Here is a 25,939-nt window from a genome sequence, read left to right as displayed (position 1 = left end):
CCCGTTGCGGCTTCCCCGGCTCGCCGGGTTCCACTCATCGGCGTACGGCTTCGGCCCCCGCCGCGAGACCGAGGCGCGGGCTGGACAGCACGGGGATGGTGGTGCGCGCCCGGCCTGCCGCGTCCGCCATCGAGGCCTGCGCCAGGACGACGACATCGGCCTCCCCCGGCGGCACGGAGTCGACGGCGGCCGCCACGGCGTCCAGATAACCGTCCCGGTCACCGGCCTCGAACAGCGTCCAGGCCCCCTCGGCCAGCAGGGTGCGGATGCGCGGAGTGCGGACCTGCGCGGGCCTGGTTCCCCGAGTGCGGTCCGCCGGCGTGCGCCTGCCCGCCTCTTCCTGGATCAGGGCCACCGTGGGCCCGAACGTGCTCTCCACCGAGGCGACCACCACGATCCGGCCCGCTCGGGCGGCCCGCTCGGCCATCGGCCGGTCCACCCGCAGCACGGGCACACCGAGCCCGGGCGAGGCGGCCTCCGCCACCCCGCCGATCGTGGAGCAGGTGCACAGCACCGCCGAGGCCCCTTCCGCCACGGCGCCCGCGAGCGCCGCCGCGACCTGGTCCCCGACGGCGCCGGGGCCGCACTCCCGGGCGCGTACGAGCAGCTCCTCGGCGACGAGGTGCCGCAGGACGAGCCCGGGATGCTCCCGGTCGCGCAGGGCGTCGAAGACCGGCACATGCACCGGTGAGGTGTGCAGCAGCGCGAGCGTCACCGGAGCTCCGGTGACGCCTTCAGCTCGCTCCTGGCGGCTTGGGCGACGTCGTCGGCCGGCCGCGGGGCCTCGTCGGGATGGCGTTCGGCCCACGCGGCGGCGTACGGGCACAGCGGCACGACGGGGACGCCCTCGCGGGCGGCGATCCGGTAGAACTCCCTCACCAGGGACCCGGCGATGCCCTTGCCCTCGTTGCCCTCCTCGACCACCGTGTGGACGGCGACCAGCGCGTGCGGCTCGGCGCCGAGAACGAAGTAGACGATGCCGCCCACATAGGTGTCGTTCTCGTACGCCTCCAGCCGCCCCTTCGCCCGGTCGTCGCGGATGTCGAGATCTGCCATACCGTCCCCCCTCGTGCCTGGCGGCCCTGCCGGGCCGTTTCTCAGACCCGCGACGCCGGAACGGCGTGCGGGCTGCGTGCCGTGTCGCTTCCGGGCACCGGCGCGGACGCGTCGGCTCCCAGCTCCACGATCTTGTTGTCCCCGTCGACGTGCACCACACGGGGCACGAGCGCCCGCGCCTCGGCGTCCTCGACCTGGGCGTAGCTGATGAGAATCACCAGATCACCGGGGTGGACGAGATGAGCGGCGGCGCCGTTGATCCCGATGACCCCGGAGCCGCGCTCCCCCTCGATGACATACGTCTCCAGGCGGGCGCCGTTGTCGATGTCGACGATGTGGACGAGCTCGCCGGGGAGGAGGTCGGCGGCCTCCATGAGATCGGCGTCGACGGTGACAGATCCGACGTAGTGCAGGTCGGCCTGGGTCACGGTGGCCCGGTGGATCTTGGACTTGAACATGGTACGCAGCATCGAGGTACTCCTGGATTCATGCTCCCTGCCTGCATTTATGCAGGTCAAGGGCGGTTTCCCTACCTTACAACGAGTCGCATGTCCGGACAGCGTTCCCGGGTTCTCCAGGACTGATGCTGACCACTTGCCGACTTTCCTGACGTGCCGCCAGGTGATTGCGGGAGAGCTTCGCCCGCCCTCCTGGACCCACCGCGACGACTGCACAAGCCTACGCACCACCTCCCGAAGGGTGTCCGTGATCACCGTCACTCTGGCGGTCTGGACCGAGGTCAGGAGCGAGGGCGGTCACCAGGGATCCGGGTTGCGCACCGCCTTGGGTCAGCCGGCCCAGGCCCCTCCACACCCCCTCAAAGGAAGAGGCCCCAATGGTTCAACAGGAATCCGAGGGGCCGAAGCGGCGCGGCAACATAGCCGCGGATCGCCGGATAGCCAAACCGGCGATTCTCATGACCATGGCTATAGCTCGTCCGGTGACTCCTGGCGGTGGCACAGGGCGGGCGTCAAGGACATTTGGAATTCGGCCAGAGCAAAGCGCGAGTCGATGCCGCGATCAGGCTCAGGCCAGCCTCAAGGAGGCATCTTGCTCGTGGAACCGCAGTCGCACTCCGACGAGACCCGCACCGCTATCAACTCGTCGGGCAGGCGCCGCAGCGTCGAGCCCGTCCTTATGGACACTTCTGAGGTCGCCACAATGCTCAACATGTCCACGAGCTGGGTCTATAAGGAGGCATCGAAACTGGGCTTGAAGGGCTACAAGCTCGGCCGAGGCAGGAACGCCAAGGTGCTGTACAAGAAGGCCGAGATCTTCAAGTGGCTGGAGCAGCAGAAGATCCATTAGGCAATGTCCCCACAAGCCGTCGAGGTCTTGCTCAGCGGTACCGGCATTTGGCGAAGCCGCACAGGATCCACGTGAAGATCCTCCATCGTGATCGCCGCCGCGGTCCGGGCGACAGCCACGGGCGGCTGCTGCGCGTCAACGATGCGCCGTGCCGCCTCCTCGGGCGGCCCCCGTCCGTGCTGCGCCGCTACTCGTTCAGCGACCTCGTCCACCCCGAGGACTTCGGCGTCCTGCTCCGTACCTCCGCCGAGGGCGGCAGCGCCGAGCTGTGGCTCGCCCGCCGGGACGGCACCTACGTCTGGGTCTCGGTATCCAACTCCGTCGTCGCCGACACCGCCGACGGGCCCCGCTTCCTCCTTACCCATGTCATTGACGTGGACGAGCGGAAACAGCGCGAGTCCGAGCTGGAGCGTCGGGCGACCCTCGACGAGCTCACCGGCCTTTGCACGGAGTCGGAGCTACGGATCCGCCTGGCCCGCTCGTTGTGCGACACACCGGACGCGGCCCCCGGGGCGAACGATCCATACGGCCTCGAACCGTACCCGCCCCACAGGCACCGGGGCCTGCCGATCGGCCCGAACCCCACGCTCACCGTGCTGCACCTTGGCGTCGACGGGTTCAAGCCGTACAACGCGCGCCACGGCCGGGCCGCCGGGGACGCCGCGCTCGTGGAGATCGCCGGCCGGCTCGGGAGCGAGCTGGACCGCGAGCGGGGTGATGGGGGAGACCGTGAGCCGGCAGTCCTCGCCCGGATCCAAGGAGACGAGTTCGTCGTCCTCGTCCCGGGCCTGGACAAGGCGCCCGCCGAGACGCTGGTGGCCCGACTGCGCCAAGCTCTCCGTACCGGCCCCCTGGAGGCGACCGGTATCCTGTGCTGGGCGACCTGCGGCACCACCGCCGACCAGGTGCTGGGGCGCTCGGGGGAACTGCTCCACGGCAGGAAGCTCCTCCCCGGACCCGCCCGGACGTGACGCATGGACTTTCGTGACGGCCTGTAGGTAGGCCCTGTCTCCTTGACCATCTGCAGACTCGGGCTTTTGCGAGTGGTCCATGGTTGTGCCGTCAGGATTCCGCCCGAAGGCAGCCTCTAGCTAGGCGATGGAGATCGGGCCGAGGTTGTCGGCGACGGCATCCAGGGCGGCCCGCCACGGGTACGTGGCGGGATTGCCCTGGCCTGGTTCGTTCGGGATGAAGCCGCCTTCGCCGTACAGCACCCGGACCCCGGCTGCGCGAAGGGCGTCGATCGAGCGCTCGAACTGCGGGTGCGCGACGTATGCTCGGTTCACGCACGGCATCATCGCCATGGGGATGCCCTTGCCGATGCCCTCGGCAACTACGCCGACGAGCCACTTGTCCGTGATCCCGAGCGCCCACTGGTTGATCGTGTTGAAAGTCGCCGGCGCGACAATGACGGCGTCCGGCTTCGGCCACACGTCCGGCTGTCCGGGGAGGCGGTAGTCCCAGCGGACGGGGTGGCCGGTGAGGGCGGCGAGGCCGTCGAGGGAGTCGGCGAGCCAGCGGGCGGCCGTCGGGGTGAGACCGAGGCATACGTCCCAGCCGTCGGCCTGCGCTTCCTCGATGACGCGAGCGACGTCGAAGACGGGCGGGGCCGCGCTGCTGAACAGGTACAGGGTCGAAGTGGTCATGAGGGTATCCGATCACAGCCGAGCCGCCGCCAACTCGGCCGAGTCCCTTGTGAATCCGCCTCTCGCGGCAGAGAGCAGCGCGTAGCGTGCCGGGTGACGGGTCAGAGACGGGAGTCCGGTATGCCGACGCGGGACGGGGACCACACCGGTACGCGGATCAAGGAGCAGCGGAGGCTGGCGGGGCTGACGCAGCGGGAGCTGTCCGACCGGATTCCGTACTCGTACAGCTGGCTCACCCAGGTCGAGTGCGGAGCCCGGCCGGCGTCCTCGGACTTCGTCGCGGCCGTAGCGCGAGCGCTGCGGATCGATGTCACGGTGCTGACGGGTCAGCCGTACGTGACGCAGATGCAGGAGGACCGGCTGGCGGAGCTGATCCGGCCATCCGTGAGTCCCTCGACCTGTACGACCTCGGCGACGATCCCCAAGTCACCACACGCACGGCCGAGGAACTCGAGTGTGAGCGAGCCGAGGCTCCCCCTGGAAAGCACCCGGGACGCCAGTGAGGCGCGTCGATCCGGCATCGCAACAGTCATCCTGACGGACGAAGGATATGAGGAATGTCGATCACCAGGCGCAGCGCCAGGGCCATCTTGTTGGACGGCGAGGAGCTCGTCCTCATCAAACGGACCAAGCCGGGCCAGGCCCCGTACTGGGTGACGGTGGGCGGCGGCGTCGAGGCCGACGACGCGAGCATCGAGGACGCCCTGCAGCGCGAGGTGTTCGAGGAACTCGGTGGCGAGCTCAGCAGGGCGGAGCTCGTGCACCTCATCACCGACCGGCTGGAGGGCTGCGTAGGGGTCCAGCACATCTTCGCCGCGCGCCTGGAGCGGATGGACATCGCGGCGCGGACGGGCACAGAGTTCGACAAACCCGAGCGCGGCGCCTACGACGTCGTACGGGTTCCGTTCACCGCGGAGGCGATCCGGCAGCTCAACCTGATGCCGCCGGAGCTGGCCGAGTTCACCGCCGACAACGTCGAGGCAATCACCACCGTGCTCAGCACTCAGATCCGCGCGTCCTGATCGCCGGCACGCTCATCGGCCTCAAGGGCCGAGGAGCACTTTGCCGTTCGGCATGTCCGTCCACACTCAGCTGGCTCCAGCCATTTGGCAGTGGTCTACGGAAGGTGAAGGCTGGTGGAGCCGTACTCGACGGAGCTCGGAGGCCACATAGGGTCCTTCCTCATCGATGCCGAAGGCGAACCTCCCGGACATGCCAGAGTTGCCGGCCGACCGGACTCAGTGAGGAGCCAGCCGCGCACAGTGTCACCACGCCGACGACGGGCAACACCCCCGTAGGCAGGCATCACGGGCAGTAGTCGGGCGCCACTAGAATATTGAGTGCCTCGGCCGTACGGGACTCGCTTGGCCGCCTGTCCTGCACGGCCGAGTGCGCCTTCATCTCAGTCTCTGCGGCCCGAAATCCCGGATGGTTGGTTCATCGGTTTCGATACGCTGGCCATCGCTTGCAGCTAATCCCGTCACCATGGGTGACGGTAACTGCGCGACCCAAGTGGTCGCGTCGGCTGCAGCCTCCCGACCTGGGCCGCCGTGGCAGCGCCACCGGCGCCGTACGTACGAAATGGAGCATCCAAGGATGGCTCGACACCTGGTAACCAGCGCGCTTCCCTACATCAACGGGATCAAGCACCTGGGCAACATGGTCGGGTCGATGCTTCCGGCGGACGTGTACTCCCGGTACCTCCGCCAGCACGGTCACGACGTCCTCTACATCTGCGCCACCGACGAGCACGGCACCCCGGCCGAGCTGGCCGCCAAGGAGGCCGGGCTCTCCGTCGCCGAGTTCTGCGCGCAGGCGCACGACGCGCAGAAGGCCGTGTACGACGGGTTCGAGCTGGCCTTCGACTACTTCGGGCGCAGCTCCTCGCGGCAGAACGTCGAGATCACCCAGCACTTCGCGCGCAAGCTGCACGAGAACGGCTTCATCGAGGAGCGGGCGATCCGCCAGGTGTACTCGCCGGTCGACGGCCGCTTCCTGCCGGACCGGTACGTCGAGGGCACCTGCCCGCACTGCGGCTACGACAAGGCCCGCGGCGACCAGTGCGAGACCTGCACCCGCGTCCTCGACCCGACCGACCTCATCGAGCCGCGCTCGGCGATCAGCGGTTCCACGGACCTGGAGGTCCGCGAGACCAAGCACCTCTTCCTGCTCCAGTCCAAGCTGCAGCACGAGGTCGAGGAGTGGATCGCCTCCGTCAGCGCCCAGTGGCCGCACCTGTCCACGTCCATCGCCCGCAAGTGGCTGGCCGAGGGCCTCAACGACCGCGCCATCACCCGCGACCTCGACTGGGGCGTGCCCGTCCCGGCCGACACCTGGCCGGAGCTCGCGGCCGAGGGCAAGGTCTTCTACGTCTGGTTCGACGCCCCGATCGAGTACATCGGCGCGACGAAGGAGTGGGCCGACGCCGCCGCCGACGACGAGGCGCGCGACTGGAAGTCGTGGTGGTACGAGGCCGACGACACCGTCCGCTACACGCAGTTCATGGCCAAGGACAACGTCCCGTTCCACACGGTGATGTTCCCGGCCACCGAACTCGGCGTGCGCGAGCCGTGGAAGAAGGTCGACGTCGTCAAGGGCTTCAACTGGCTGACGTACTACGGCGGCAAGTTCTCCACCTCCCAGAAGCGCGGCGTCTTCACCGACGCCGCCCTCGAGACCCTGCCCGGCGACTACTGGCGCTACTTCCTCATCGCCAACGCCCCCGAGTCCGACGACTCCTCCTTCACCTGGGAGCACTTCACCGCCACGGTCAACAAGGACCTCGCCGACACCCTCGGCAACTTCGTCAACCGCGTGCTGTCCTTCTCCCGGAAGCGGTTCGGCGACGAGGTCCCGGCCGGTCACGCGGCCGGCGACGCGGAGGCGAAGCTGGGCGAGGAGATCGCGCGCCTGCTTGCCGAGTACGAGGAGCAGATGGAGGCGCTCCAGTTCCGCAAGGCCGCGGCCGCCCTGCGCGCGCTGTGGTCGGCGGGCAACTCCTACCTGGAGGAGAAGGCCCCCTGGCTGGAGATCAAGACCGACGCGGAGGGCGCGGCGCTGACCCTGCGTACCGCGATGAACCTGATTCACCTGTACGCGGTCGTGTCCGAGCCGTTCATCCCGACCACGGCCGCCGCCATGCGCGGCGCCTTCGCCCTGGAGAACGACACCGCGACCTGGGTGACCGCCGACCAGGCCAAGGCTCTGGACACTGTCCCGGCCGGCACCGCGTTCACCGTGCCGCCCGTCCTCTTCGCGAAGATCACGGAGGAGGACCTGGAGTCCTACCGCGAGCGCTTCGGCGGCGCCGAGGGCGCCTGACCGGATCCCTCACGCCCGTACTGCTGTGCACTCATCTGACGGTACGGGCGTGATTCCACGGCCAGGTCTTCGGACATCGCGTTCACAAGTCCAAATCGAGGGCGTCTGGTCCACGCGTAGCATGCACCTGTGGTTGCGCTGGTCGTTCGGCCTCAGAGTGTCCATCTGCGCCTGTCAGCGAGCCATCGCAGAGTGACTTCGCCACACCACGTCTGATGCTGACGAAGATGCGGTGACCAGTCCGCCGGGGGCTGCGCGCCGGAGACCAGGAAGAAGCCAGAGAGCGCGGCAAGGGCTGCGTCGAGCTGTTCGTCAGCGACTCCGTGGGTGATGGGATGTGCCGCGAACAAGGTGGTGGCATCGTGGCCGTCGGCAAACGCCGTGGCGAGGAGTAGAACAAGGTCGAACCAACTTGCGCCAAGGCACGGCCAGTTCCAGTCGCAGATCCACGCGGCATCACTGGTGTCGATGAGCACGTTGTCCTGGCGCAGGTCGTGGTGCAGGACGGCGTTGCCCGCTGTGGCCTTCCGCCATTGGTTCTCCAACTCGGCCAGCTGTGGCGTGAGCCGCAACGGTACCCATGAAGGCAGGACTTCCGGTTTCGTCTTGCCCGCTTGGAGGTCACGCCAGTCCGTGAAGTCACCCTCGTCGTCAACTGGCTTGAGACCGAGTGCGAGCATCTGCGGAGAGGGGGCGGCGAGCGCCTCGGCCGTCGTGGCGTAGGCGTTCAGGGTGGCGCCCAACTCGTTGGGCTGCCAGGGTTCGGCTGGCATGCGGCCACCGTCGACGGCGTCGAAGCCGAGGACAACCCAGTCGTCCTGTTCCTCGATCCACTGGAGGCGTGGTGCTGGGACCTCCTCGGGGAGCGCTTGGTTGATCAGTGCCTCTCGCCGGTAGCAGTTGGCGATCACGGCGTTCGTCTTGCCGTTGGCCGCCTTGATGAACTGTGTGCGGCTGGTCCCGTGGGCCACCGCGGCGAAGCCACTGGTGAAGCCGCTCCCTGCGCTTGCCCCTGCGTCCACTGCCCCGCCCAGGTGCCGTGAGATCAGCCGGCGAACGCCCTGTGGAAGGTCTCCCCAGCGCGGGCGTGCGGCGGTGGAGGCGTACTGCAGGCGCGGGGTGACGATGTTCGGCATTCTGCAAGAGTGAGGGAATCCGAGCCTCTGTGCGACGGATTTCCAGTCCGAGTCTGGGCTGATCAACCGGGTGGCTGGCACCACCTCGCGCGCGATCGCTAGGACCCGATCGGCCGCCGGTAACTATCTGTATGTGTCCGCAGGTGCCTGCTCGTCGAGGAGGTGCACTCCTTTGACGCTGCCCTCATGCTCCTTCTCTAGCTCCGAGCCAAGCTCCCGGCCCGCCAACCGTTCGCCGGCGGCGTCAGAAGCGGTGAGCAGGACCCGGACGAGCTGCCCATCCGCCCCGTCACGAAGCCAGACAGGTTGACGTTATGCCACCCGAAATTGGCTCGACAGCGAGTCGACAATCGGCTTCTCTTGCAAGGCACTTACTCCCGTCGAGAAGGACGGTCATGTCCAGCAGAGGACTTTCCGCACTGCAAGTGGAGGAGTTCGTCGATAACGGCTTCATCCGAGTGGAGGAAGCCTTCCCCTCCGAGGTGGCTGCCGATTGCCGTGCCATGCTGGCAAGGGACGGGCTGCGACCCGGACGATCCCGAGACATGGACCGAGCCGGTGATCCGGCTCAGCAACTGCGCTCAGGAGCCCTTCCGTCAGGCCGCGAACACGCCTCGACTTCACGAAGCCTTCGATCAGCTCGTCGGGCCGGGCCGGTGGCTGCCACGCGAGAGCATCGGCACCATCCCGATCCGGTTCCCGCACCCTCGGGATCCAGGCGACGCCGGGTGGCACATCGACGGCGGCTACCACCCCGAGGAGCATAGGTCGGGCCCGCCGTGGGTGAACGTCCACTCGCGCGGCCGTGCGCTGCTCATGCTCTTCGGCACACAGATGCGCGCCGCCGCCCTTTCCCTCGCTTTCGACGGCCTCGGCGCCGCTCGCGTCACTTCCACCGCCTTCGCCGACAACGCCGCCTCCCGGGCGGTGTCCCGAAAGTTCGGCTACCGCTCCAACGGCGTCCACCGCATAGCCGTCGACGGCCACCCCTACGACGCCCACGAGGAGGTCATAGAGGCGGCCGACTGGAAGGGTTGCGCGAGCGTGGTGCCTGTCGGAATAGCCGGGTTGCCTGACTGCATCCCGCTCTTCCACTGATCGGCGTGCTGGGCGTCGATACGATCTTCCGGCCCATCCTGGCCCCCCTGGAGGAGCAGACGTGACGCAGCAGAACGCTGAGGAGCGACCGGACTTTTCCGACGCATCGTCAGTTGATTTCGGAGGGGCTGAGCAACCTCACCCGCTCCCCCGCCACGACGACGCCGCCAGCCTACGCAACAACCTTCGGCAGCCGACCAGGACCACCGCCACTGTGACCGGATCCACGGCGACGGGCCGACGGTCAGCACACGTCGGCACCTGCCCGCGCAGCGGCCCTCAGCGCATCGGCCCCCACTCCCCGCAGCCGGGCAGACGCCATCCGGGGCACCTGCCCTGCCGCGGTAACCCGCCAGGCCGCAGACCGATCCATTCCGGATCGGTGTGGCCGCAAAACCAAAGAGATCCTCGCCCATAGATCCGCAGACGCCCAATCAACCGAACGAGCACCGGAGCAGGCTCACTCCAACGGGAGGCGCCCTGCCCCTGTCAGCCGGCGAGCTCAGCGAGTTCGTCAACCACCGCCGGGCTCCGGGCGCCGGCACCGGTTGCGGCGCACCGGGCGGGCCGGGCATTGGGTACCCTCGCGGTTGACTTCGGGCGTCGGTGGGAGCCGAATCGCCGCTAGCAGGGGGATGGTTCCTTATGGGCAGTGCACCTTCGGCCGACTTCTTCCAACCGCTCAAGCCCGACGACCCGGCCGTCGTGGGCGGCTACCGCCTGGCAGCCGTCCTGGGCGCGGGCGGCATGGGCAAGGTGTACCTCTCCTACACGCCGGGCGGCCGGCCCATCGCCATCAAGGTGATCCGGGCCGAGTTCAGCGAGGACCCCGAGTTCCGGCGCCGCTTCCAGCAGGAAGTGCGGGCCGCGCAGCGGGTCCAGGGCCTCTACACGGCGCCGGTCATCGACTCGGACACCGAGGGCCCCCAGCCCTGGCTGGCCACGGCCTACGTGCCCGGCCCCTCGCTCGCCCACGCCGTGGCCCTGCACGGCGGACTGCCCACGCGCAGCGTGCTGTTGCTGATCGTCGGCGTAGCTGAGGCCCTCCACGTGATCCACGGCGCGGGCATCGTCCACCGGGACCTGAAGCCCGCCAACGTCCTCCTCGCCTCCGACGGCCCGCGCGTCATCGACTTCGGCATCGCCCGGGCGGCCGACAGCACCGCCTTGACCAATACCGGCGTCAGCGTCGGCACCCCGGCGTTCATGGCGCCCGAACAGGCCTCGGCGGGTACGGTCACCCCGGCCACCGACGTCTTCGCCCTCGGCCAGATCGCGGCCTTCGCCGCCATCGGGGCCTCCGTCTACGGCGACGGGCCCTCGCACGCGGTGCTCTACCGAATCGTCCACGAGGACCCCGACCTCAGCGGGCTGCCCGGGGAACTGCGGCCCGTGGTGACCCGCTGCCTCAGCCGCGACCCGGCCGACCGCCCGACCCTGACCGAGATCATCGAGCTGTGCCACGGGGCCGCGGACGAACCGCTGCGCCAGGGCGAGGACTGGCTGCCTCGGGCCGTCGCCGGCTCGATCACCGAGCGGCTCCAACTGCCCGCCCCAGCGCCCACACCGCCGCCGCAGCCGCCGACCGCGGCGCCGGGTACGCCCCCCACGCCGACCGAGGTCTCCCCGCAGCCGCCGGCCCCGAGCACGCCTCCGGCGCCCGCCGCCGCGTCCCCGCACACGCCGGCCGGTGTGGCCGCCGCACCGACACAGGCCGCTCCGGCGCAGCCCGCTCCCGGCACGGTGCCGCCCGGCTACCGGACGCCGCCCCCCTACGGGCAGCCTCCGTACCCGCAGCCCTCACGGACGCAGCCCACGCACGCGCCGGGCTACAGCACGCCGCCGGCCTTCCACGCCCCGGGACTCGCGCCGCCGCAGCCGCCCCGCCGCAAGCGGACGGGGCTGATCGTCGCCGGGTCCATCGTGGCAGCGGTGATCGGGCTCGCGGTCATCGGCTCCCTGCTGCCGGACGACAAGGACAAGGCCGGCGACTCCAAGGCCTCCAGTAGCGGCGCGACGGGCGGCAGCGCTTCGCCGGGAGCGGCCCAGAAGCGGGCCGACCCGAAACCGGTCTCGTACCAGGGCATCGACGTGCCGCAGAACCACGAGCTGAAGTTGGCCGACAACCCACCGCGCCCGGCCGAAGAGCCGAGCGGCGCGGGCGTGATGTACGGACACGCGGACCTCTACTACTACCGGGACACCCTCTTCGGGGACGAGAACGTGGGCTCCGCGAACGGGAAGCTCGTCCTGCTTGACAACTCGGAGAAGGGCTCGCTGAAGACCTGTCGCGCGGTGACCCGATTCACCGAGAAGATCGGCCTCGACCAGCTCACGGACGGATCGCAGATCTGCGTGCTGAGCAAGGCCGGCCACATCTCGGTGGCGACCTACCACGGCAAGTCCGGCGCGAAGGAGTCGAGCACGTACATCAAGCTCGACCTCACGATCTGGCGCAATGCCGAGGACGTGAAGGAGGACTAGTCACGCGAGAGGGCGCCCCCTGGCGGCGAGGCGCCCCGCCCGCGTGACGGCCGCTCCGCGCAGTACTGCGCCGGACGCGCGTCGGGCCCGTTGTCGAGAGCCCTGTCACGTCGGCGACGACCGGGGCAGCGACCGCCCGGTCCCCCAGGTTCTTCGGGCTACAGCGCGTCCAGGGCGCTGACCTTCCAGCCCTGGGGGGTGGGGACGAGGGTCATCCGCACGCGGTTGAGGTCGAGGCGCGGGGTGGAGACCTGTGTGCTGGTGGTGAGCTGGTTCACGAAGAGCAGGACGACGACCTTCTCCGGGGAGGCCGACACCACCGACGCCGCCGGGGCGGCGTCGCCGCTCGGGGGCTTCGCGACCGTGGCCCTGACCACGCCGCGGTACTGCTTGGCGGTGGGGGCGACCACGGTCCGGGTGGTCTTGGCGTACTCGTCGAGGAACGGGTTGGTGAGGTGGGAGCGGGCCGCGGCGAAGTCGTGGTCCAGGTGGTGGTAGTCGTACGACAGGACAGCCGGGGCAGCATTGCGTGCCGCGGTGAGCGCGGACGTGCGTGCCTGGGCCGTGTCTTCGGCCTCTCGGTACTTCCAGCCGAGCACGGCGGTGGCGGCCACGGCCAGTACGACCAGGACGGCGAGAACCGCGCCGAGCCGGCCGGGGTGACCGCCCGTCCGGGAGGTCGGCTTGGGTTCCGGGGTGGCCTCGGGCTCGTTCGGCTGCCGTGCGGCCCTCTCGGCGCGTTTGGCGGCGGCGCGGAGGGTCGCCGCTCGAAGGGTCGTGTTCGCCACGGTTCTGTCTCCTGTCAGCCGACGAATTCGACGTTGGACGTCAGCCACTGCCCGTCCTCGAGGACGAGGTCGAGCTGAAGGCGGTAGTTTCGGGAGGTGCCCCCGGGGGCCGCGACGTTGGTGACCTTGCTGTCGGCCACCACCAGCACGCGGGCGGTGCGTTCGTCGGCCCGCGCGATGCCCGCGTCGAGGATCTGCCCATCGGACACCGACTTGTTGTCGGCGACGATCTTCGTCAGCTGCGTGGTCTGGGCCGCGAACTGCTTCTTGAAGTCCCCGGTCGCGCCATTCAGGACGTTCTTGCTGTCACGGTCGTAGTGCCGGTAGTCGAGCGAGGTGAAGTTGAGCGCCGACTGGCGGGCGGCGGCCAGGATGTCCTGGTGCCGCCGGTCCTCCTCGTGGCGCTCGTACAGCCGAACACCCAGCCAGCCCGAGGCGGCCGTCAGGACGGCGACCAGGACGGCCAGTACCGCCCCGGCCCACCGGTGGCGCAGCGGCCTGGCCGCGTGGGTGAGGAGTACACCGGTCATGCCGTTCATGCCATGGGTCCCACGAGCAGCCATTGCCAGGAGTCCTTTCCGAATACGGTCTGTGCTCCGCCCGTCGAGCCGATCTGGACGGACCTTCCGGGAGCGGGAGCGTTCTGGGCGCCGCGTACGGACGTTTTGCCGCCACGCGGGGCCGCGCAGTGGGCGTCGGTGTTGGCCCGCCGGTCGGAGGTGTCGGCGGGGTCGCGGCGCTGGGTGGTGCCGTATCCCTGACGGCAGGGCGGCGGGTCGTCGGCGTTGACGACCATGCCGAAGTGGGTGGTGCCGTCGCCGGGGACCACGGTGTAGCTGCCCGCGACGACCACGGGGAAGGTGACCAGGGTCTGTTCCACGCCGGGCAGCCGGGCGAGGGTGATCTGGCCGCCGCTGATCAGATTGCCGAGGAGGACCGGGAGGTGCGGCCTGTTGTCCTTCATCAGCGCGTCGACCTCCCGGGCGGCGGAGGTGCCGCTTGCCGTCAGGGCGCGGAGGTCCCCGTCGCTCGCTTTCAACTGTGCGGTGAGCAGCGCCAGATCGCGGGAGAAGGAGGTGATCGAGGAGCCCTGGTCGGCCTGCGTCTTGAGGACCTTCCTGGAGTCCTCGATCAGCGCGATCGTCTCGGGAAGCGCGCCGGACGCCGACTCGACGAGAGCGTTGCCCGAGTCCACGAGCCGGGTCAGGTGCGGGCCGGTGCCGGAGAACGCCTTGCCGAGTTCGTCGACAGAGATCCGAAGGTCCTGCTTGTCCACCGATTCGACCAGCCGGTCCAGGCTCAGGATCATCTCGGTGGTGGGCACCGGCACCCGGGTGTTCCGGCGCGGGATGGTGCTGCCGTCCCGCAGTTCGGGGCCGTTCGCGGAGCGCGGCTGCAGATCCACGTACTGCTCGCCGACGGCCGAGCGGTTCGCCACCACGGCCAGGCTGTCCGCCGGGATGGTGGGTGAGTCCTCCAGACGGAGCGCCACTGACACGCCGCCGGACGCGGTCAGCCGCAGCTCGCCCACGCGGCCCACGGGTACCCCTCGGTAGGTGACCTCGGCGCCGGAGTAGATGCCTCCGGAGTCGGCGAATTCGGCCCGTACGGTGTAACCGCGGTTCAGGAGGCGGTCGACGAGGCCGGTGTACTCGGCACCGACGTAGGACACGCCGACGGCGGTGATGAGCGCGAAGGCGAGCAACTGGGCTTTGACCGTACGGGTGATCACGGCACCAGTCCCTTCATCAGCAGCTCGGCGAGGGCCAGGTTGACGCCGGGCGGGAAGGGGTTGTCGCCCTGACGGTGGTACGAGACGGGATCGGCCGGTGTGCAGAGCGGCAGGCACTCGAGATCGGCGTCGCCGCGGGGAGCTTCCGGAGCGCTGGGGGTCCTCGAGGGGAGAGGGACCTTGGGGGGCGCGGGGGTGGGGACGCCGGGGAGCGAGGGAGTGGTGGGGAGCCCGGGCAGCCGGGGAGTCGCGGGGCTTCTGGGCTGCTCTCCGGGCTTCGTGGGCTCGTCGGCCAGATTGCCGTAGACGCTGCGCACATCGAGATCGGCGGTGACCTTGAGGTTGACGTAGTCCCCCTTGATCGCGTCGGCGACGTTCCGTGGGAAGGGATAAGTCGTCAGGAGCTCAAGGGCGTTGGGCAGATCGGCGCCCGCCTTGTTCAACTGGCGGAGGGTCGGTTGAAGGGCGCGGAGATTGGCGATCACGTCGGCGCGCGACGCGTTGATCACCTTCGTACCGGTCTTGCCGAGCTCGGACAACGACGTGAGCATGGCGGTCAGCTTGGTCCGCTGGTCGGCAAGCACCTTCAGCGCGGGCGGCACAGTGGTGAGGGCCTGGCCGATCGTCTTCTTCTCCTTGGCGAGGGTGGCGGACAGCTTGTCGATGCCCTCCAGTGCGCGGACGATCTCCTTCTTCTGGGCGTCGAGGCCACCGATGAGGGTGTTCAGCTCGCCGAGCAGGGACTTGACCCGGTCCTCCCGGCCCTCCAGCGCCTTGTTCAGCTCCGTGGTGATGGTCTTGAGTTGAGCGACGCCACCGCCGTTGAGCAGGGCCGACAGGGCCGACAGAACTTCCTCGATCTCCGGGTTGCGGCCGGAGCGGGACAGCGCGATCCTCGCGCCGTCGTCAAGTCTGCCGACCGGTTTCTCGGCTGTCGGTGCCGACAGCGACACGTACTTCTCGCCGAGCACGCTGGTCTGCCGCAGTTCGGCGATCGCGTTGCCGGGCAGCTTGACGGAGTCTGCGACGCGCAGCCGGACGCGGGCATGCCAGCCGACCAGTTCGACCTTCTCGACGGCGCCGACGGTGACGTTGTTCACCTTCACCGTGGACTGCGGTACGAGATCGAGGACGTCCCGGAATTCGACCGTGACCCGGTAGCTGTTGCCGTCGGCGGCCGCGCCGCCTGGCAGCGGAACGTCGTAGAGGCCGTTGAACTCGCAGCCGGTGGTCAGCAGGAGTGAGCCGGCGGCGACCCACAGCGCGGCCTTGCGGGGAGCTCTCATGTACGGGCCTCCAGGATTCCGCCGAGCGTCTTGTCCATCGAGGGCGCTCCGCTCACAGGAAGCGCGGCTCCAGTGACCGGGTCGCCCTTTGGCAGCTCGGGCAGGGAGTCGAACAGTTTCTTCAGGTTCCGGCAGTCCGTGCCCTTCTCTCCGGTCGTCTTCAACAAGGAGCACAGCAACGCGGCCGGGTCCTGGAGCTGCTCGGGATTGCTGCGGGTGTCGAGGGTGCCGGAGGCCGGGTTGTACGCGTTCTGCAGATTGGAGAGACCGGCGGGGACGACGGCGAGGAGCTCTTCGAGGGCGGCGCGCTGCGTGACCAGCACCTTGGTCACCTTGGAGAGGCCCTTCACATCGGCGGTCAGTGCCTTCCTGTTCTTCTTCACGAAGTCGGACACGTCGGCGAGTGCCGCCGCCAGGTGCGTGATCGCCGCGGCGAGGTCCTTGCGCTCCCCGGCCAGCTGCTCGGCCACCTTGGCCAGGCTGACGTTGAACGACCGGACCGAGGCGTCGTCGGCCGCCAGCGCGGCGGTGAAGACCTGGAGGTTCCGTACGGTCCCGAACATGTCCTGCCGCCCGTCGGACAGGGTGGTGACGGCCTGCGAGAGGTCCTCGACCGTCTGGTGGAGCTGCGTGCCCTGTCCCTGGAGGTTGTCCGCGCTGACGGCGAGCAGCCGGGACAGCGAACCGTCCTTGTTGGCGCCCTGGGGACCGAGCGCGTCCGAGGTCGTTCGGAGGCTGTCGAAGACGCGGTCCAGTTCGACGGGCACGGCCGTGCGGTGCAGGGGGATGACGGCGCCGCTCTTCATCGCCGGGCCGCCGCGGTGGACGGGCAGCAGTTGGAGGTAACGGTCGCTGACCACCGAGGAGTTGATGATCGCGGCCTTGGCGTCGGGCGGCACCTTGTACTCGGCCGCGTACTCCAGCTCGACGCGCACGCGGTCGCCCTCCGGCCTGATCTCCTTGACCTCGCCGATGCGGACGCCGAGTACGCGCACGTCGGAGCCGGGATAGATGCCGACCGTACGGGGGAAGTAGGCGGTCACCCGGACCATGGGCTCCTGGGGCAGGTACACGACGGCGAGAACCGCGGCCACGACGAGGAGAGTGCCGAGCGCGATACCGCGGATGATCCGCTTGTTCATCGTGATCCTCCTGTCCGTGGGGTCACCGGTGTGGGGGCGGCCAGGTTCTGGATGTAGCTGTCGAACCAGCGGCCGTTGCCGAGGGTGTTGGTGAAGACCCTGGCGAAGGGGGCGAGGAGCTGCACGCTGCGGTCGAGGCTCGCCTGGTTGCGTTCCAGCATCTTGACCACGGTGTTCAGGCGGGTGAGCGCCGGCCCGATCGCCGCGCGGTTGTCCTCGACGAGGCCCGAGAGCTGGATGCCGAGGGCGACGGAGCTCGTGAGCAGCGCATGGATGACCTTTCGCCGGGAGTCGATCTCCTTGAACAGCTTGTCGCCGTCCTTGATCAGCTTGCTGAACTCCCCCTTCCGCGCGGCGAGTACACCGGTGACGCCGTTCGCGTGGTCGAGGAGTTCGCGCAGCGCCTCGTCGCGGGAAGCCACGGTGCGGGAGATCTTCGAAAGCCCCTGGATGGAGGCTTTGACCTCGGCGGGCGAGTCCTCGAAGGTGGTGGAGAGGGTGTCGAGGGCCGTGGCCAGCTGCTGCTTGTCGATCTGTTCGGTGGTGGTGGTGAGGTCGCTGAAGGCCTCCACCACGTCGTACGCCGGGACGGTCCGGCTCAGCGGGATCTCACTGCCCGGCTTCAGCCGGCCGGTGCCTTCCGGCTGAAGGGCGAGGTACTTGGCGCCCAGGATCGTCTTGATGCGGATGGACGCGCCGGTGCTGGTCCCGAGCTCCGGGTCTCCGTCGACCCGGAAGGTCACCTTGACGTGGTCGCCGGCCAGCTCGACATCCTCGACCTTTCCGGTCTTGACGCCGGCGATCCGTACCTCGTCGCCGGGCCGCAGCCCGCCGGCTTCGGAGAAGGCCGCGCTGTAGGTGTCGCCGCCGCCGATCAGCGGAAGGCTCTCGACGTTGAACGCGGCGGCGATCAGCAGCGCGAGGGTGGTGAGGCCGACCGCCCCGATCGTCACAGCATTACGTTCGCGGAAGGGGATCACCGGCCGCACCTCGCCCGGGCGACGTGGAGCTCGGGGGTGATGACCTCGTTCGTCTTCGGCAGCACGATCCGGCCGTCGAAGTCGCAGAGGTAGAAGTTGAACCAGGAGCCGTACGACGCGGTGCCGGTCAGCTTGTCGAGCTTGTTCGGCAGCCGCTGCAGGACACCCTCCACGGTCTTCTCGTGGCCGTTCAGCGTTCCGGTGAGCTCGGCCAGCTCGGCGATATCGGTCTTCAGCGGCGGCCGGGCGTCCTTGAGGAGGCCTGAGGTGGCTTCCGTGAGGCCATTGATGCCCGCCAGCGACTCCCCGATGGGCTTGCGGTCGGCCGAGAGACCCGAGATCAGCCGTTGCAGCTGGGTGATCAGGCCGGAGAAGCGGGTACTGCGCTGGTCCACCGTCTTCAGGACGGTGTTGAGGTTGGTGATCACGGACCCGATCAGCTTGTCGCGTTCGGCCAGGGTCGTGGTGAGCGAGGCCGTGTGCGCGAGCAGGCTGCGGACCGTACCGCCCTCGCCCTGGAGGGTCTTGACGATCTCGGTGGCGAGCTGGTTCACGTCCTCGGGGCTGAGCGCGGCGAACAGTGGCTTGAACCCGTTGAGCAGCGCGTTGAGATCGAGCGCCGGTTCGGTACGGGAGAGGGGGATCCGGCCTCCGGCAGCGAGCCGCTTCCCGTTCCCCGCGCCCTCGGTGAGGGCGACGTACCGTTGCCCGACCAGGCTGCGGTAGCGGATGACGGCGCGGGTGCTGGTGAGCAGGGGCCGGTCGCGGGAGACGCTGAAGGTGACCTCGGCGAGCGCCCGGTCCGTGATCCGGATCTCTTCCACCTCCCCGACCCGCACGCCCGCGACCCGGATGTCGTCGCCCTCCTCCAGGCTGGTGACATCGCTGAACACGGCGGTGTACGTCTCCCGTGGGGCGAAGGAGAGGTTGACGATGGTGGCCGCGAGGACGGCGGTCGCCGCGATGGTCACCACCGCGAAGATGCCCAGCTTGATCAACTGGGGTGCTGTGGAGCGGGCGTTCGTACGCGTCATGGGACTCATGCGTGGCTCACCGCCGTTCCTCGTGCCAGCGGTCCGAAGAGCAGGGTCGTGACGGCCGGTACCTCGTCGGCGGGCACGCCCATGACCGGGGCCACGAGCGAGGCGACGGCGTGCTGTTCGGCCGCTGTCCCGGATACAGGGCCGGCCGAACTCTGTGCCGACGTACCGTCGTCGAGCTTGACCGGCGGTGCCGGGACGTGGGGGTGGGGCAGACCTCTGCAGTTCGGACCTGAGCGGTCGGCATAGCGCGGTTCCTCGCCGGGTCGGTAGGGGGGTCGGGGGCGGACGAACTCCAGGGTGATGCGCATCTTCCCGCCCCTGAACGCCTCTTCGGACGCCGCTTCCTGGCGCACGAGACCGGCCAGCAGACACGGGTACTCCGGCGAGTAGCGTGCGAACAGCGCAAGCGTGGGGCGGGAGACGCGACCCAGGGTGATGAGCCGGGCGGAGTTCTCGTCGAGTACGCCCTCCGTGGTCTTCGCGGCGGTGGCGGTCCGGGTGAGGAGCGAGGAGAGCTGCTCCTGCTTCTCGACGATCGTCCGGCTGGTGGTGAGAGTGTTGTCCAGGATGCGCAGCAGGTCGGGGGCGGCCTCGCCGTACACCTCGGCCACGTCGGCGAACCGGGAGATGTCCTCCTTGAGGGAGGGCAGGTGCGGATTGAGCCGGCGCAGGTAGGCGTCGAGGCGGGTGAGGTTGTCGCCGATGTCCTCGCCGCGCCCTTCGAGCGCGGTGGAGAAGGCGGAGAGGGTGGCGTTCAGCTTCGCGGGCTGCACGGTGCGGAGCAGCGGCAGCAGGTCGTTCATCAGCCGCTGGAGTTCGATGCCGACCGTGGTGCGGTCCTGGGTGATGACGTCACCGGCGCGGATGGGCCGGGTGGACGACGTGGCCGGCGCGATCAGGTCGACGTACTTCTCGCCGAACAGGGTCTTGGGCAGCAGCCGTGCGTGGACGTCGGCCGGGATGAGGGAGACGTGCTCCGGCTTGAGCGCGATGCCGAGCGTGGCCTTCTCGCCGTCGGCCCGCACCTCGCGCACCTCGCCGACGAGCAGCCCGCGCAGCTTGACGTCGGCGCGCGGTTCCAGCTGATTGCCGAGGGTGTCTGCCTCCAGGGTGATCCGTACGACGGAGGTGAACGCCTGCTGGTAGACGGCGACGGACAGCGAGAGCAGCAGGGCGACGACGACGATGAAGACGATCCCGTACAGCCTCAGTCTGATGGTGCGACGCATCGGCCCCTACCCCGCTATCCGTACGGTCGTGTGGGCGCCCCAGATCGCCAGGCTGAGGAAGAAGTCGAGGACGTTGATGGCCACGATGGACGTCCGTACACCGCGTCCGACCGCGACGCCGACGCCCGCCGGGCCGCCGCTCGCGTAGTAGCCGTAGTAGCAGTGGACCAGGATGATCACGAGGGCGAAGACGATGACCTTGCCGAAGGACCACAGCACGTCGACCGGCGGCAGGTACTGCTGGAAGTAGTGGTCGTACGTCCCGCTGGACTGGCCGTAGTAGCCGGTGGTGATGGTCCGGGCGGCGAAGTAGGAGGACAGCAGCCCGATCACGTACAGCGGGATCACCGCCACGAAGCCGGCGATCATCCGGGTGGTGACCAGGAACGGCAGCGAGGGGACGCCCATCACCTCCAGCGCGTCGGTCTCCTCGCTGATCCGCATCGCGCCGAGCTGGGCGGTGAATCCGGCGCCGACCGTCGCCGAGAGTGCGAGCCCTGCGACGAGTGGGGCGATCTCGCGGGTGTTGAAGTACGCGGAGAGAAAGGCCACGAAGTTGGAGGTGCCGAGCTGGTTGAGGGCGGCGTAGCCCTGGAGGCCGACCTCGGTACCGGTGAAGAAGGAGAGGAAGGCGATGACGCCGACCGTGCCGCCGACGACGGCCAGCGCACCACGGCCGAAGCTCACCTCGGCCAGCAGGCGGAGGACTTCCTTCTTGTAGCGGCGCACGGTGCGGCCGGTCCAGGCGAGGGAGCGGCCGTAGAAGACCAGTTGCGTGCCCAGCTCCTCCAGGGAGTGGAGTGGGCGGTCGAGAAGTCGTCGCACAACTAACCTCTCTGCGGGACGATTTGGAAGTACACGGCGGTCAGCACGAAATTCGTCACGAACAGCAACATGAAGGTGATGACCACGGACTGGTTCACGGCGTCGCCGACGCCCTTCGGACCGCCCTTGGCGGTCAGGCCCTTGTACGAGGCGACGATCGCGGCGATGGCGCCGAAGACGAGCGCCTTCAGTTCGGCCGCCCACAGGTCCGACAGCTGGGCGAGGGTGGTGAAGGAGGCCAGATAGGCGCCGGGAGTGCCGTTCTGCAGGACGACGTTGAAGAAGTAGCCGCCGGCGACGCCGACCACTGAGACCAGGCCGTTGAGCAGCACCGCCACCAGCATGGTGGCCAGTACCCGGGGCACGACGAGGCGGTGGATCGGGTCGATGCCGAGGACCTGCATCGCGTCGATCTCCTCCCGGATCTTGCGCGCCCCGAGGTCGGCGCAGATCGCGGTGCCGCCGGCGCCCGCGATGAGCAGCGCCGTGACGATGGGGGATGCCTCGCGCAGTACGGCGAGTACGGAGGCGGCGCCGGAGAACGACTGGGCGCCGAGCTGCCGGGTCAGGCCGCCGATCTGGAGCGCGATGACGGCGCCGAAGGGGATGGACACCAGGGCGGTGGGGAGGATGGTGACGCTCGCGATGAACCACGCCTGCTGGATGAACTCCCGTACCTGGAAGGGGCGTCGGGGGAAGGTCCGCAGAACGTCGAGGGCCATGGCGAAGAGGCTGCCGGAGTGGCGGAGGGCTCCTGTCGGGGAGAGGCTCATGCGTCGGCCGCCTCCGGTGCGCGGAGCTTCGCCTCACGGTCGGCGATCGCCTGCCAGCGCGGCGGCCGGGTGATCCCAGGGCTCGGCAGCAGGCGCGGGGTCATGGCGGGGGCGGGTTGGTCGCCATCGCCGAGGTCGGCGAGCTCCTGTTCGACCTGGGCGGCGTCCTTCTCCTCGGCCATGCCGATGGGCCCCTGCATACGGCCGTTGAGGAACTGCCGTACGACGGGCTCGTCGCTGGTGAGCAGCTGCTCGCGCGGGCCGAACATCACCAGCTCGCGGCGGAAGAGCAGCCCGATGTTGTCCGGGACCTGGCGGGCCGAGGCGATGTCGTGGGTGACGATCAGGAAGGTCGCGTCGATCTGCGCGTTGAGGTCCACGATCAGCTGGTTGAGATAGGCCACCCGCACCGGGTCGAGACCCGAGTCCGGCTCGTCGAACAGAATGATCTCCGGGTCGAGCACCAGCGCCCGCGCCAGGCCCGCCCGCTTGCGCATACCGCCGGATATCTCGCCGGGCAGCTTCTCCTCCGCCCCGATCAGACCGACCATGTCCATTTTCTCCAGGACGATCCGTCGGACCTCGCTCTCCGGTTTTCGGGTGTGTTCGCGCAGCGGGAAGGCGATGTTGTCGTAGAGATTCATCGACCCGAACAGGGCGCCGTCCTGGAACAGCACGCCGAAGAGCTTGCGCACCTCGTACAGGTCGTGCTCGCGGAGCTTGGTGATGTCCTGCCCGGCGATCCGGATCGATCCGCGTTCCGGCTTGAGCAGGCCGACGAGTGTCTTCAGGAACACCGACTTACCGGTGCCCGACGGACCGAGCATGACGGACACCTCGCCGGCGGGCAGCGTCAGTGACACGTCCTGCCAGATGACCTGGTGGCCGAAGGATTTGGTCAACCCTTCCACGCAGATCTCGACACCCATCCGGTTCACCCTTCAGCGGGGAGCAGCTCGTACATCTGCTCTACGGGGAGGGGTGGCGGGTCCGTCGCGGAGAATCGAAGATTTTTTACACGGCGGACATCAGGGGCGTACCGGGGTGTGGGACACGGCGTCCGAGACGGCCTCCGCGGCGGCACCGGCGTCGGGGAGTGGGAGCGGAAGCGGCGGTGCCGATACTGCGGGGGCGGCCGGCAGGGACGGCAAGGGGGCGGACACTTCGGGCACGGCAACTTCCGGCACGGCAACTTCCGGCACGGCGACTTCCGGCACGGCGACTTCCGGCAGGGCCACCTCGGGCACCGTCACCGTCACCAGCGCCGGAGAGGGCTTCCGCGGGAGGGCGGTCGGCGACGGCGAGGCCTCGGCGGACGGCGGCGCCGGCTGTGCGGAGGGGGCGGCGGCCGGCACCTCGTAACCGGCCTTCTCCCCCACCTCCACCGCCTCCGAGGCGGGGCGGGCGGGGCGCGCCGCATCCGTCTCGTACGCGAACGGGATGATCAGGCCCACCACGGCCAGGGTCGCCGCCGCCGAGGTCGCGACCATGGCCTGGGCGGGCATACCCGCCTGGCCCGCCTGGTCCCGGCCGCGCCCGATCAGCCACAGGCCGAGCGCCAGGGTGCCGGACAGCGAGTTGCGCAGAGTACGACGTGCCCTGGCCAGCAGGGACTCGACCGCCTGGTAGCTCAGCCCCATCTCCCGGGCGATCTGGTCGACGTCCCGGTCCTCCGCCTTCAGCCTGAGCGCCTCGGCCTGACGGGCGGGCAGTTCCCTGCTGCGGAACGCCACCCACCGCGCCTCCGCCCGGTCACACACCACCTCCTCGACGGGCACCGGGCCAGGAGCGGTGAGCTTCGGAGCGCTGCCCACCTCGGCCTCGCGGTGGACCTGCCGGTACCGGTCGACGCACAGGCGCATGGTCACCGTCGTCAGCCACGCGCCGAGCCGCGCCTCGTCCAGGTGCGTGTTCTGCGCGCCGCGCAGCATCGCCTCCTGGACGGCGTCCTCGGCGTCCTCGACGCTCATGGACCTGCGGCGCGCCACCTTGAGCAGCTGCTCGCGATGGCTCCACATGCGCTGCCACCGCAGGTGGGCCGCCTGGTCCCCCGGTCCGGTCGAGTGGGCAGGATGCGTGTCCGTCGTCATGACCGGGGACGTTACCGCCGGGTATCCGGTGGTGGGGAGAGGGCGGCGGGCGAGTGAGTCCTAACCGTTGCCGGAAAGCTGCCCGGCGTCGGGAAGGACACCGTCACCGGGAAGTCCGACGCCGGGGCCAGGGCTCGTGACCACGGAGGGCAGAGGCTCCGGCGCGTTCGTCGGCGCCGGGGTCGGCGAGGGCTTGGAGATCGGCTTCCGCGTCGGTCCGGGAGCGGGCGAGGGCGTGGACGCCGCCCCGGAGGGCGACGCACTGGGACGCGGCTCGGGGTCGGCCGTCCTGGTCCGCGCCGTGCCCGGGAACGAGCCGGACGCGGTACCCGTACCGGAGTCCGCAGCGACATCGGTACCGCTCTGATCCGGCACCACCCGGTGTCCGTCCCGGAAGTAGCCGTACCAGGACAGAACGATACTCAGGTACTCCTGGGACCGGTTGTAGGCGAGGATCGCGCGGTAGAGGTCCTGCGGCCGGGAGAGGTCGCGTCCGCCCGCGCACAAGTAGCGCCCGGCCGCGAGCGCCGCGTCGTGGACGTTGTGGGGATCGGCCCTCCCGTCGCCGTTGCCGTCGGCGCCCCACCTGGCCCAGGTGGAGGGAATGAACTGCATCGGGCCGACGGCGTGGTCATAGGACGGGTCGCCGTCGTACGCGCCACCGTCGCTGTCGCGGATCAGGGCGAAGCCCCGGCCGCTCAGCTGCGGTCCGATGATGGGCGTGTACGTCGTGCCGTCCGCCTTCACCCTTCCGCCGCGCGCCTGGCCGGACTCCACCTGCCCGATCGCCGCGAGCAACTGCCAGCGCAGAGAGCAGCCCGGGGTGCTCCGCGCGAGAGCCGCTTCCGCCCGCCGGTACGCGGCGAAGACCGTGGCGGGCAGCGCCCCACGGTCGGCGTCCGCCACGAAGAGGGCGCGGGCCGGCGACGTGCCGACGGGGTTGTGCACCCGCAGCGGGGGCAGCTCCCTCAGATAGGACCCATCACCCGAAGTGTCCTGATCCGGTGCCGTTTCAGCCTCGGGGGCGGCAGCCCGCCCCGCGAGGCCCGGCGCCTGTGAGCCGGTCAGCGCCGCCATGGCCGTCGCGGCGACCGCCGCGGCCACCACGCCTCTCCGTATCCGCCGCCCTGAAATCCGCCCCGCCATCCCTCGGTCCCCTCCCTATCGCGACACTTCTGCCACCTGCTCTACGGGGCGAGGGGGCGGGTCCGTCGCGTCGATCGCCGGATTCTTTTCATGGGTGCGGTCGGGGAGCGAATGGTTCCGGGATCCCGGGCTCGGCTTCGGCATCGGCATCGGCATCGGCGAGCACGTCCTGTACGCCCGTGCGAGGGGCGACGGCACACCGTCCTCGCCGGTGAACCCGGCGGCTTGGCGCCCCGCCGCGGGTCTGGGCGACTGGTCGTTCTCGCTGACGACGTCCGCGTCGGGCAAGGGCCACGAAACGCTCGTCGCACATCTTGTGGAGCGCGACGCCGAAACGGCGCGAGCCACGGTACGAACCCGGTCCGGTGAGGCACCAAACGATTCGCATGTTCGCTCAGCTTCCCCCGGGTCTTTCAGGACTCACCCTGACCTGCGGCTGACCATTCCGACGCACCGTCAGCCAGATCGGAGGCTCGCTCGTATCCGCCGACTCCCTTTCGCGACGACGACCTGTCGAGACGTACCCGGGCGGGAGACATCTACCTCGCCGCGGGGCGGGTGACCGGTAATGCCGCCGCATCGCACAGTCGCTTCGTGGCCGATCAGCGCCAGGTACAGATGTCTGAGGGGACAGATTCCACACCTCGACCGGCCCATGGCCAGCGTATGCGAGGAGCGCGGCGGGGCGGCCGAGGAGCACCCTGATGGCCGCCGTCTCCACGCACCCAACCGGGAAGGACCCGCCGACTTGCTTGCCCGAGGCCAGGTGCCAGATGCGCACCTCGTAGGCGTCGACGCTCAAGGCCATCGGGCACTCGGAGGTCGGGCCGTTGCCAGGAATTACGTCATGGCGTTG

The 25,939-nt window shown here is 69.4% G+C and carries 23 protein-coding genes and 2 pseudogenes; 7 read left to right on the top strand and 18 right to left on the bottom strand.

The genetic code is table 11. From position 1 onward, the window contains the following. Positions 1-34: 34 nt before the first annotated feature. From ACZ5VC_RS22900 to panD, 3 genes are read right to left on the bottom strand one after another with little or no spacing between them, the layout of a single operon-like run. A complete protein-coding gene (locus tag ACZ5VC_RS22900; RefSeq protein ID WP_469121882.1) occupies positions 35-715 on the bottom strand; it encodes an aspartate/glutamate racemase family protein in 681 nt (226 codons plus the stop codon). Beyond that, a complete protein-coding gene (locus tag ACZ5VC_RS22895) occupies positions 712-1,056 on the bottom strand; it encodes a GNAT family N-acetyltransferase (protein WP_469121881.1) in 345 nt (114 codons plus the stop codon). Before ACZ5VC_RS22895 ends, ACZ5VC_RS22900 begins: the two co-directional genes overlap by 4 nt. Positions 1,057-1,097: 41 nt before the next feature. Then, positions 1,098-1,526, bottom strand: a complete 429-nt coding sequence (panD, locus tag ACZ5VC_RS22890) for an aspartate 1-decarboxylase (RefSeq protein ID WP_469121880.1) — start codon at positions 1,524-1,526, stop codon at positions 1,098-1,100. Here panD and ACZ5VC_RS22885 point away from each other — a divergent pair. Next, the gene (locus ACZ5VC_RS22885) at positions 1,513-2,364 is read left to right on the top strand and encodes a helix-turn-helix domain-containing protein (RefSeq protein ID WP_469121879.1); all 852 of its coding nucleotides are present in this window, start codon (positions 1,513-1,515) and stop codon (positions 2,362-2,364) included. The genes panD and ACZ5VC_RS22885 overlap by 14 nt on opposite strands. 107 nt (positions 2,365-2,471) lie before the next feature. Beyond that, positions 2,472-3,335, top strand: a pseudogene (locus ACZ5VC_RS22880) (sensor domain-containing diguanylate cyclase); the annotation flags it as partial. 120 nt (positions 3,336-3,455) lie between these two features. On the opposite strand, the gene ACZ5VC_RS22875 reads toward ACZ5VC_RS22880, so the two are convergent. Beyond that, positions 3,456-4,010, bottom strand: a complete 555-nt coding sequence (locus ACZ5VC_RS22875; protein ID WP_468710172.1) for a flavoprotein — start codon at positions 4,008-4,010, stop codon at positions 3,456-3,458. Positions 4,011-4,130: 120 nt separating this feature from the next. On the opposite strand from ACZ5VC_RS22875, the pseudogene ACZ5VC_RS22870 reads away from it, so the two are divergent. From ACZ5VC_RS22870 to metG, 3 genes and pseudogenes are all read left to right on the top strand, one after another. Continuing rightward, a pseudogene (locus ACZ5VC_RS22870) lies at positions 4,131-4,462 on the top strand (helix-turn-helix domain-containing protein); the annotation flags it as partial. A gap of 105 nt (positions 4,463-4,567) precedes the next feature. Then, a complete protein-coding gene (locus ACZ5VC_RS22865; protein WP_469121878.1) occupies positions 4,568-5,032 on the top strand; it encodes an NUDIX hydrolase in 465 nt (154 codons plus the stop codon). Positions 5,033-5,606: 574 nt separating this feature from the next. Next, positions 5,607-7,331 (top strand): methionine--tRNA ligase, encoded by a 1,725-nt coding sequence (gene metG, locus ACZ5VC_RS22860; protein WP_469121877.1) that lies wholly within the window; start codon positions 5,607-5,609, stop codon positions 7,329-7,331. Positions 7,332-7,483: 152 nt separating this feature from the next. On the opposite strand, the gene ACZ5VC_RS22855 is transcribed toward metG, so the two are convergent. Further along, positions 7,484-8,467, bottom strand: coding sequence for a phosphotransferase family protein (locus ACZ5VC_RS22855; RefSeq protein WP_469121876.1), 984 nt, complete (start codon positions 8,465-8,467; stop codon positions 7,484-7,486). A 498-nt stretch (positions 8,468-8,965) separates the two neighbouring features. Here ACZ5VC_RS22855 and ACZ5VC_RS22850 point away from each other — a divergent pair, with 498 nt between their 5' ends. Next, positions 8,966-9,565 carry a GNAT family N-acetyltransferase gene (locus ACZ5VC_RS22850; RefSeq protein WP_469121875.1) on the top strand — a complete coding sequence of 200 codons (600 nt, stop codon included), beginning with the start codon at positions 8,966-8,968 and terminating at the stop codon, positions 9,563-9,565. A gap of 645 nt (positions 9,566-10,210) precedes the next feature. Further along, the gene (locus ACZ5VC_RS22845; RefSeq protein ID WP_469121874.1) at positions 10,211-12,049 is read left to right on the top strand and encodes a serine/threonine-protein kinase; all 1,839 of its coding nucleotides are present in this window, start codon (positions 10,211-10,213) and stop codon (positions 12,047-12,049) included. Positions 12,050-12,207: 158 nt separating this feature from the next. Here the strand turns inward: ACZ5VC_RS22845 and ACZ5VC_RS22840 are convergent, their stop codons facing one another. The 13 genes from ACZ5VC_RS22840 to ACZ5VC_RS22780 all read right to left on the bottom strand — a co-directional run bounded on the left by ACZ5VC_RS22840 (position 12,208) and on the right by ACZ5VC_RS22780 (position 25,041). Continuing rightward, complete coding sequence (locus ACZ5VC_RS22840; RefSeq protein WP_469121873.1) at positions 12,208-12,837, bottom strand: hypothetical protein; 630 nt, start codon at positions 12,835-12,837, stop codon at positions 12,208-12,210. Between the two features lie 14 nt (positions 12,838-12,851). Beyond that, positions 12,852-13,400 (bottom strand): hypothetical protein, encoded by a 549-nt coding sequence (locus ACZ5VC_RS22835; protein WP_469121872.1) that lies wholly within the window; start codon positions 13,398-13,400, stop codon positions 12,852-12,854. Beyond that, positions 13,373-14,569, bottom strand: coding sequence for an MCE family protein (locus ACZ5VC_RS22830; protein ID WP_469121871.1), 1,197 nt, complete (start codon positions 14,567-14,569; stop codon positions 13,373-13,375). Before ACZ5VC_RS22830 ends, ACZ5VC_RS22835 begins: the two co-directional genes overlap by 28 nt. Continuing rightward, on the bottom strand, positions 14,566-15,855 hold the full coding sequence (locus ACZ5VC_RS22825; RefSeq protein WP_469121870.1) for an MCE family protein: 1,290 nt from the start codon (positions 15,853-15,855) through the stop codon (positions 14,566-14,568). The genes ACZ5VC_RS22830 and ACZ5VC_RS22825 overlap by 4 nt, the downstream gene beginning before the upstream one ends. Further along, entirely contained in the window at positions 15,852-16,997 is a 1,146-nt protein-coding gene (locus ACZ5VC_RS22820; protein ID WP_469121869.1) for an MCE family protein, read from the bottom strand. Before ACZ5VC_RS22820 ends, ACZ5VC_RS22825 begins: the two co-directional genes overlap by 4 nt. After that, complete coding sequence (locus ACZ5VC_RS22815; protein WP_469121868.1) at positions 16,994-17,977, bottom strand: MCE family protein; 984 nt, start codon at positions 17,975-17,977, stop codon at positions 16,994-16,996. Before ACZ5VC_RS22815 ends, ACZ5VC_RS22820 begins: the two co-directional genes overlap by 4 nt. Next, a complete protein-coding gene (locus ACZ5VC_RS22810; protein ID WP_469122131.1) occupies positions 17,974-19,011 on the bottom strand; it encodes an MCE family protein in 1,038 nt (345 codons plus the stop codon). The genes ACZ5VC_RS22815 and ACZ5VC_RS22810 overlap by 4 nt, the downstream gene beginning before the upstream one ends. Positions 19,012-19,016: 5 nt before the next feature. Then, the gene (locus ACZ5VC_RS22805) at positions 19,017-20,249 is read right to left on the bottom strand and encodes an MCE family protein (RefSeq protein WP_469121867.1); all 1,233 of its coding nucleotides are present in this window, start codon (positions 20,247-20,249) and stop codon (positions 19,017-19,019) included. A 6-nt stretch (positions 20,250-20,255) separates the two neighbouring features. Continuing rightward, positions 20,256-21,074 carry an MlaE family ABC transporter permease gene (locus ACZ5VC_RS22800; RefSeq protein ID WP_468703271.1) on the bottom strand — a complete coding sequence of 273 codons (819 nt, stop codon included), beginning with the start codon at positions 21,072-21,074 and terminating at the stop codon, positions 20,256-20,258. Between the two features lie 2 nt (positions 21,075-21,076). Further along, positions 21,077-21,847 carry an MlaE family ABC transporter permease gene (locus tag ACZ5VC_RS22795; protein ID WP_469121866.1) on the bottom strand — a complete coding sequence of 257 codons (771 nt, stop codon included), beginning with the start codon at positions 21,845-21,847 and terminating at the stop codon, positions 21,077-21,079. Further along, positions 21,844-22,776 (bottom strand): ABC transporter ATP-binding protein, encoded by a 933-nt coding sequence (locus tag ACZ5VC_RS22790; protein WP_469121865.1) that lies wholly within the window; start codon positions 22,774-22,776, stop codon positions 21,844-21,846. The genes ACZ5VC_RS22795 and ACZ5VC_RS22790 overlap by 4 nt, the downstream gene beginning before the upstream one ends. Before the next feature lie 99 nt (positions 22,777-22,875). Then, on the bottom strand, positions 22,876-23,937 hold the full coding sequence (locus tag ACZ5VC_RS22785) for an RNA polymerase sigma factor (protein WP_469121864.1): 1,062 nt from the start codon (positions 23,935-23,937) through the stop codon (positions 22,876-22,878). Positions 23,938-23,997: 60 nt separating this feature from the next. Further along, on the bottom strand, positions 23,998-25,041 hold the full coding sequence (locus ACZ5VC_RS22780; protein WP_469121863.1) for a lytic transglycosylase domain-containing protein: 1,044 nt from the start codon (positions 25,039-25,041) through the stop codon (positions 23,998-24,000). Positions 25,042-25,939: the final 898 nt, after the last annotated feature.

This window comes from Streptomyces sp. NPDC033174 (assembly GCF_055577795.1).
Note: the sequence above shows the minus strand (reverse complement) of the source record. Positions and strands in the feature narration are given on the sequence as shown.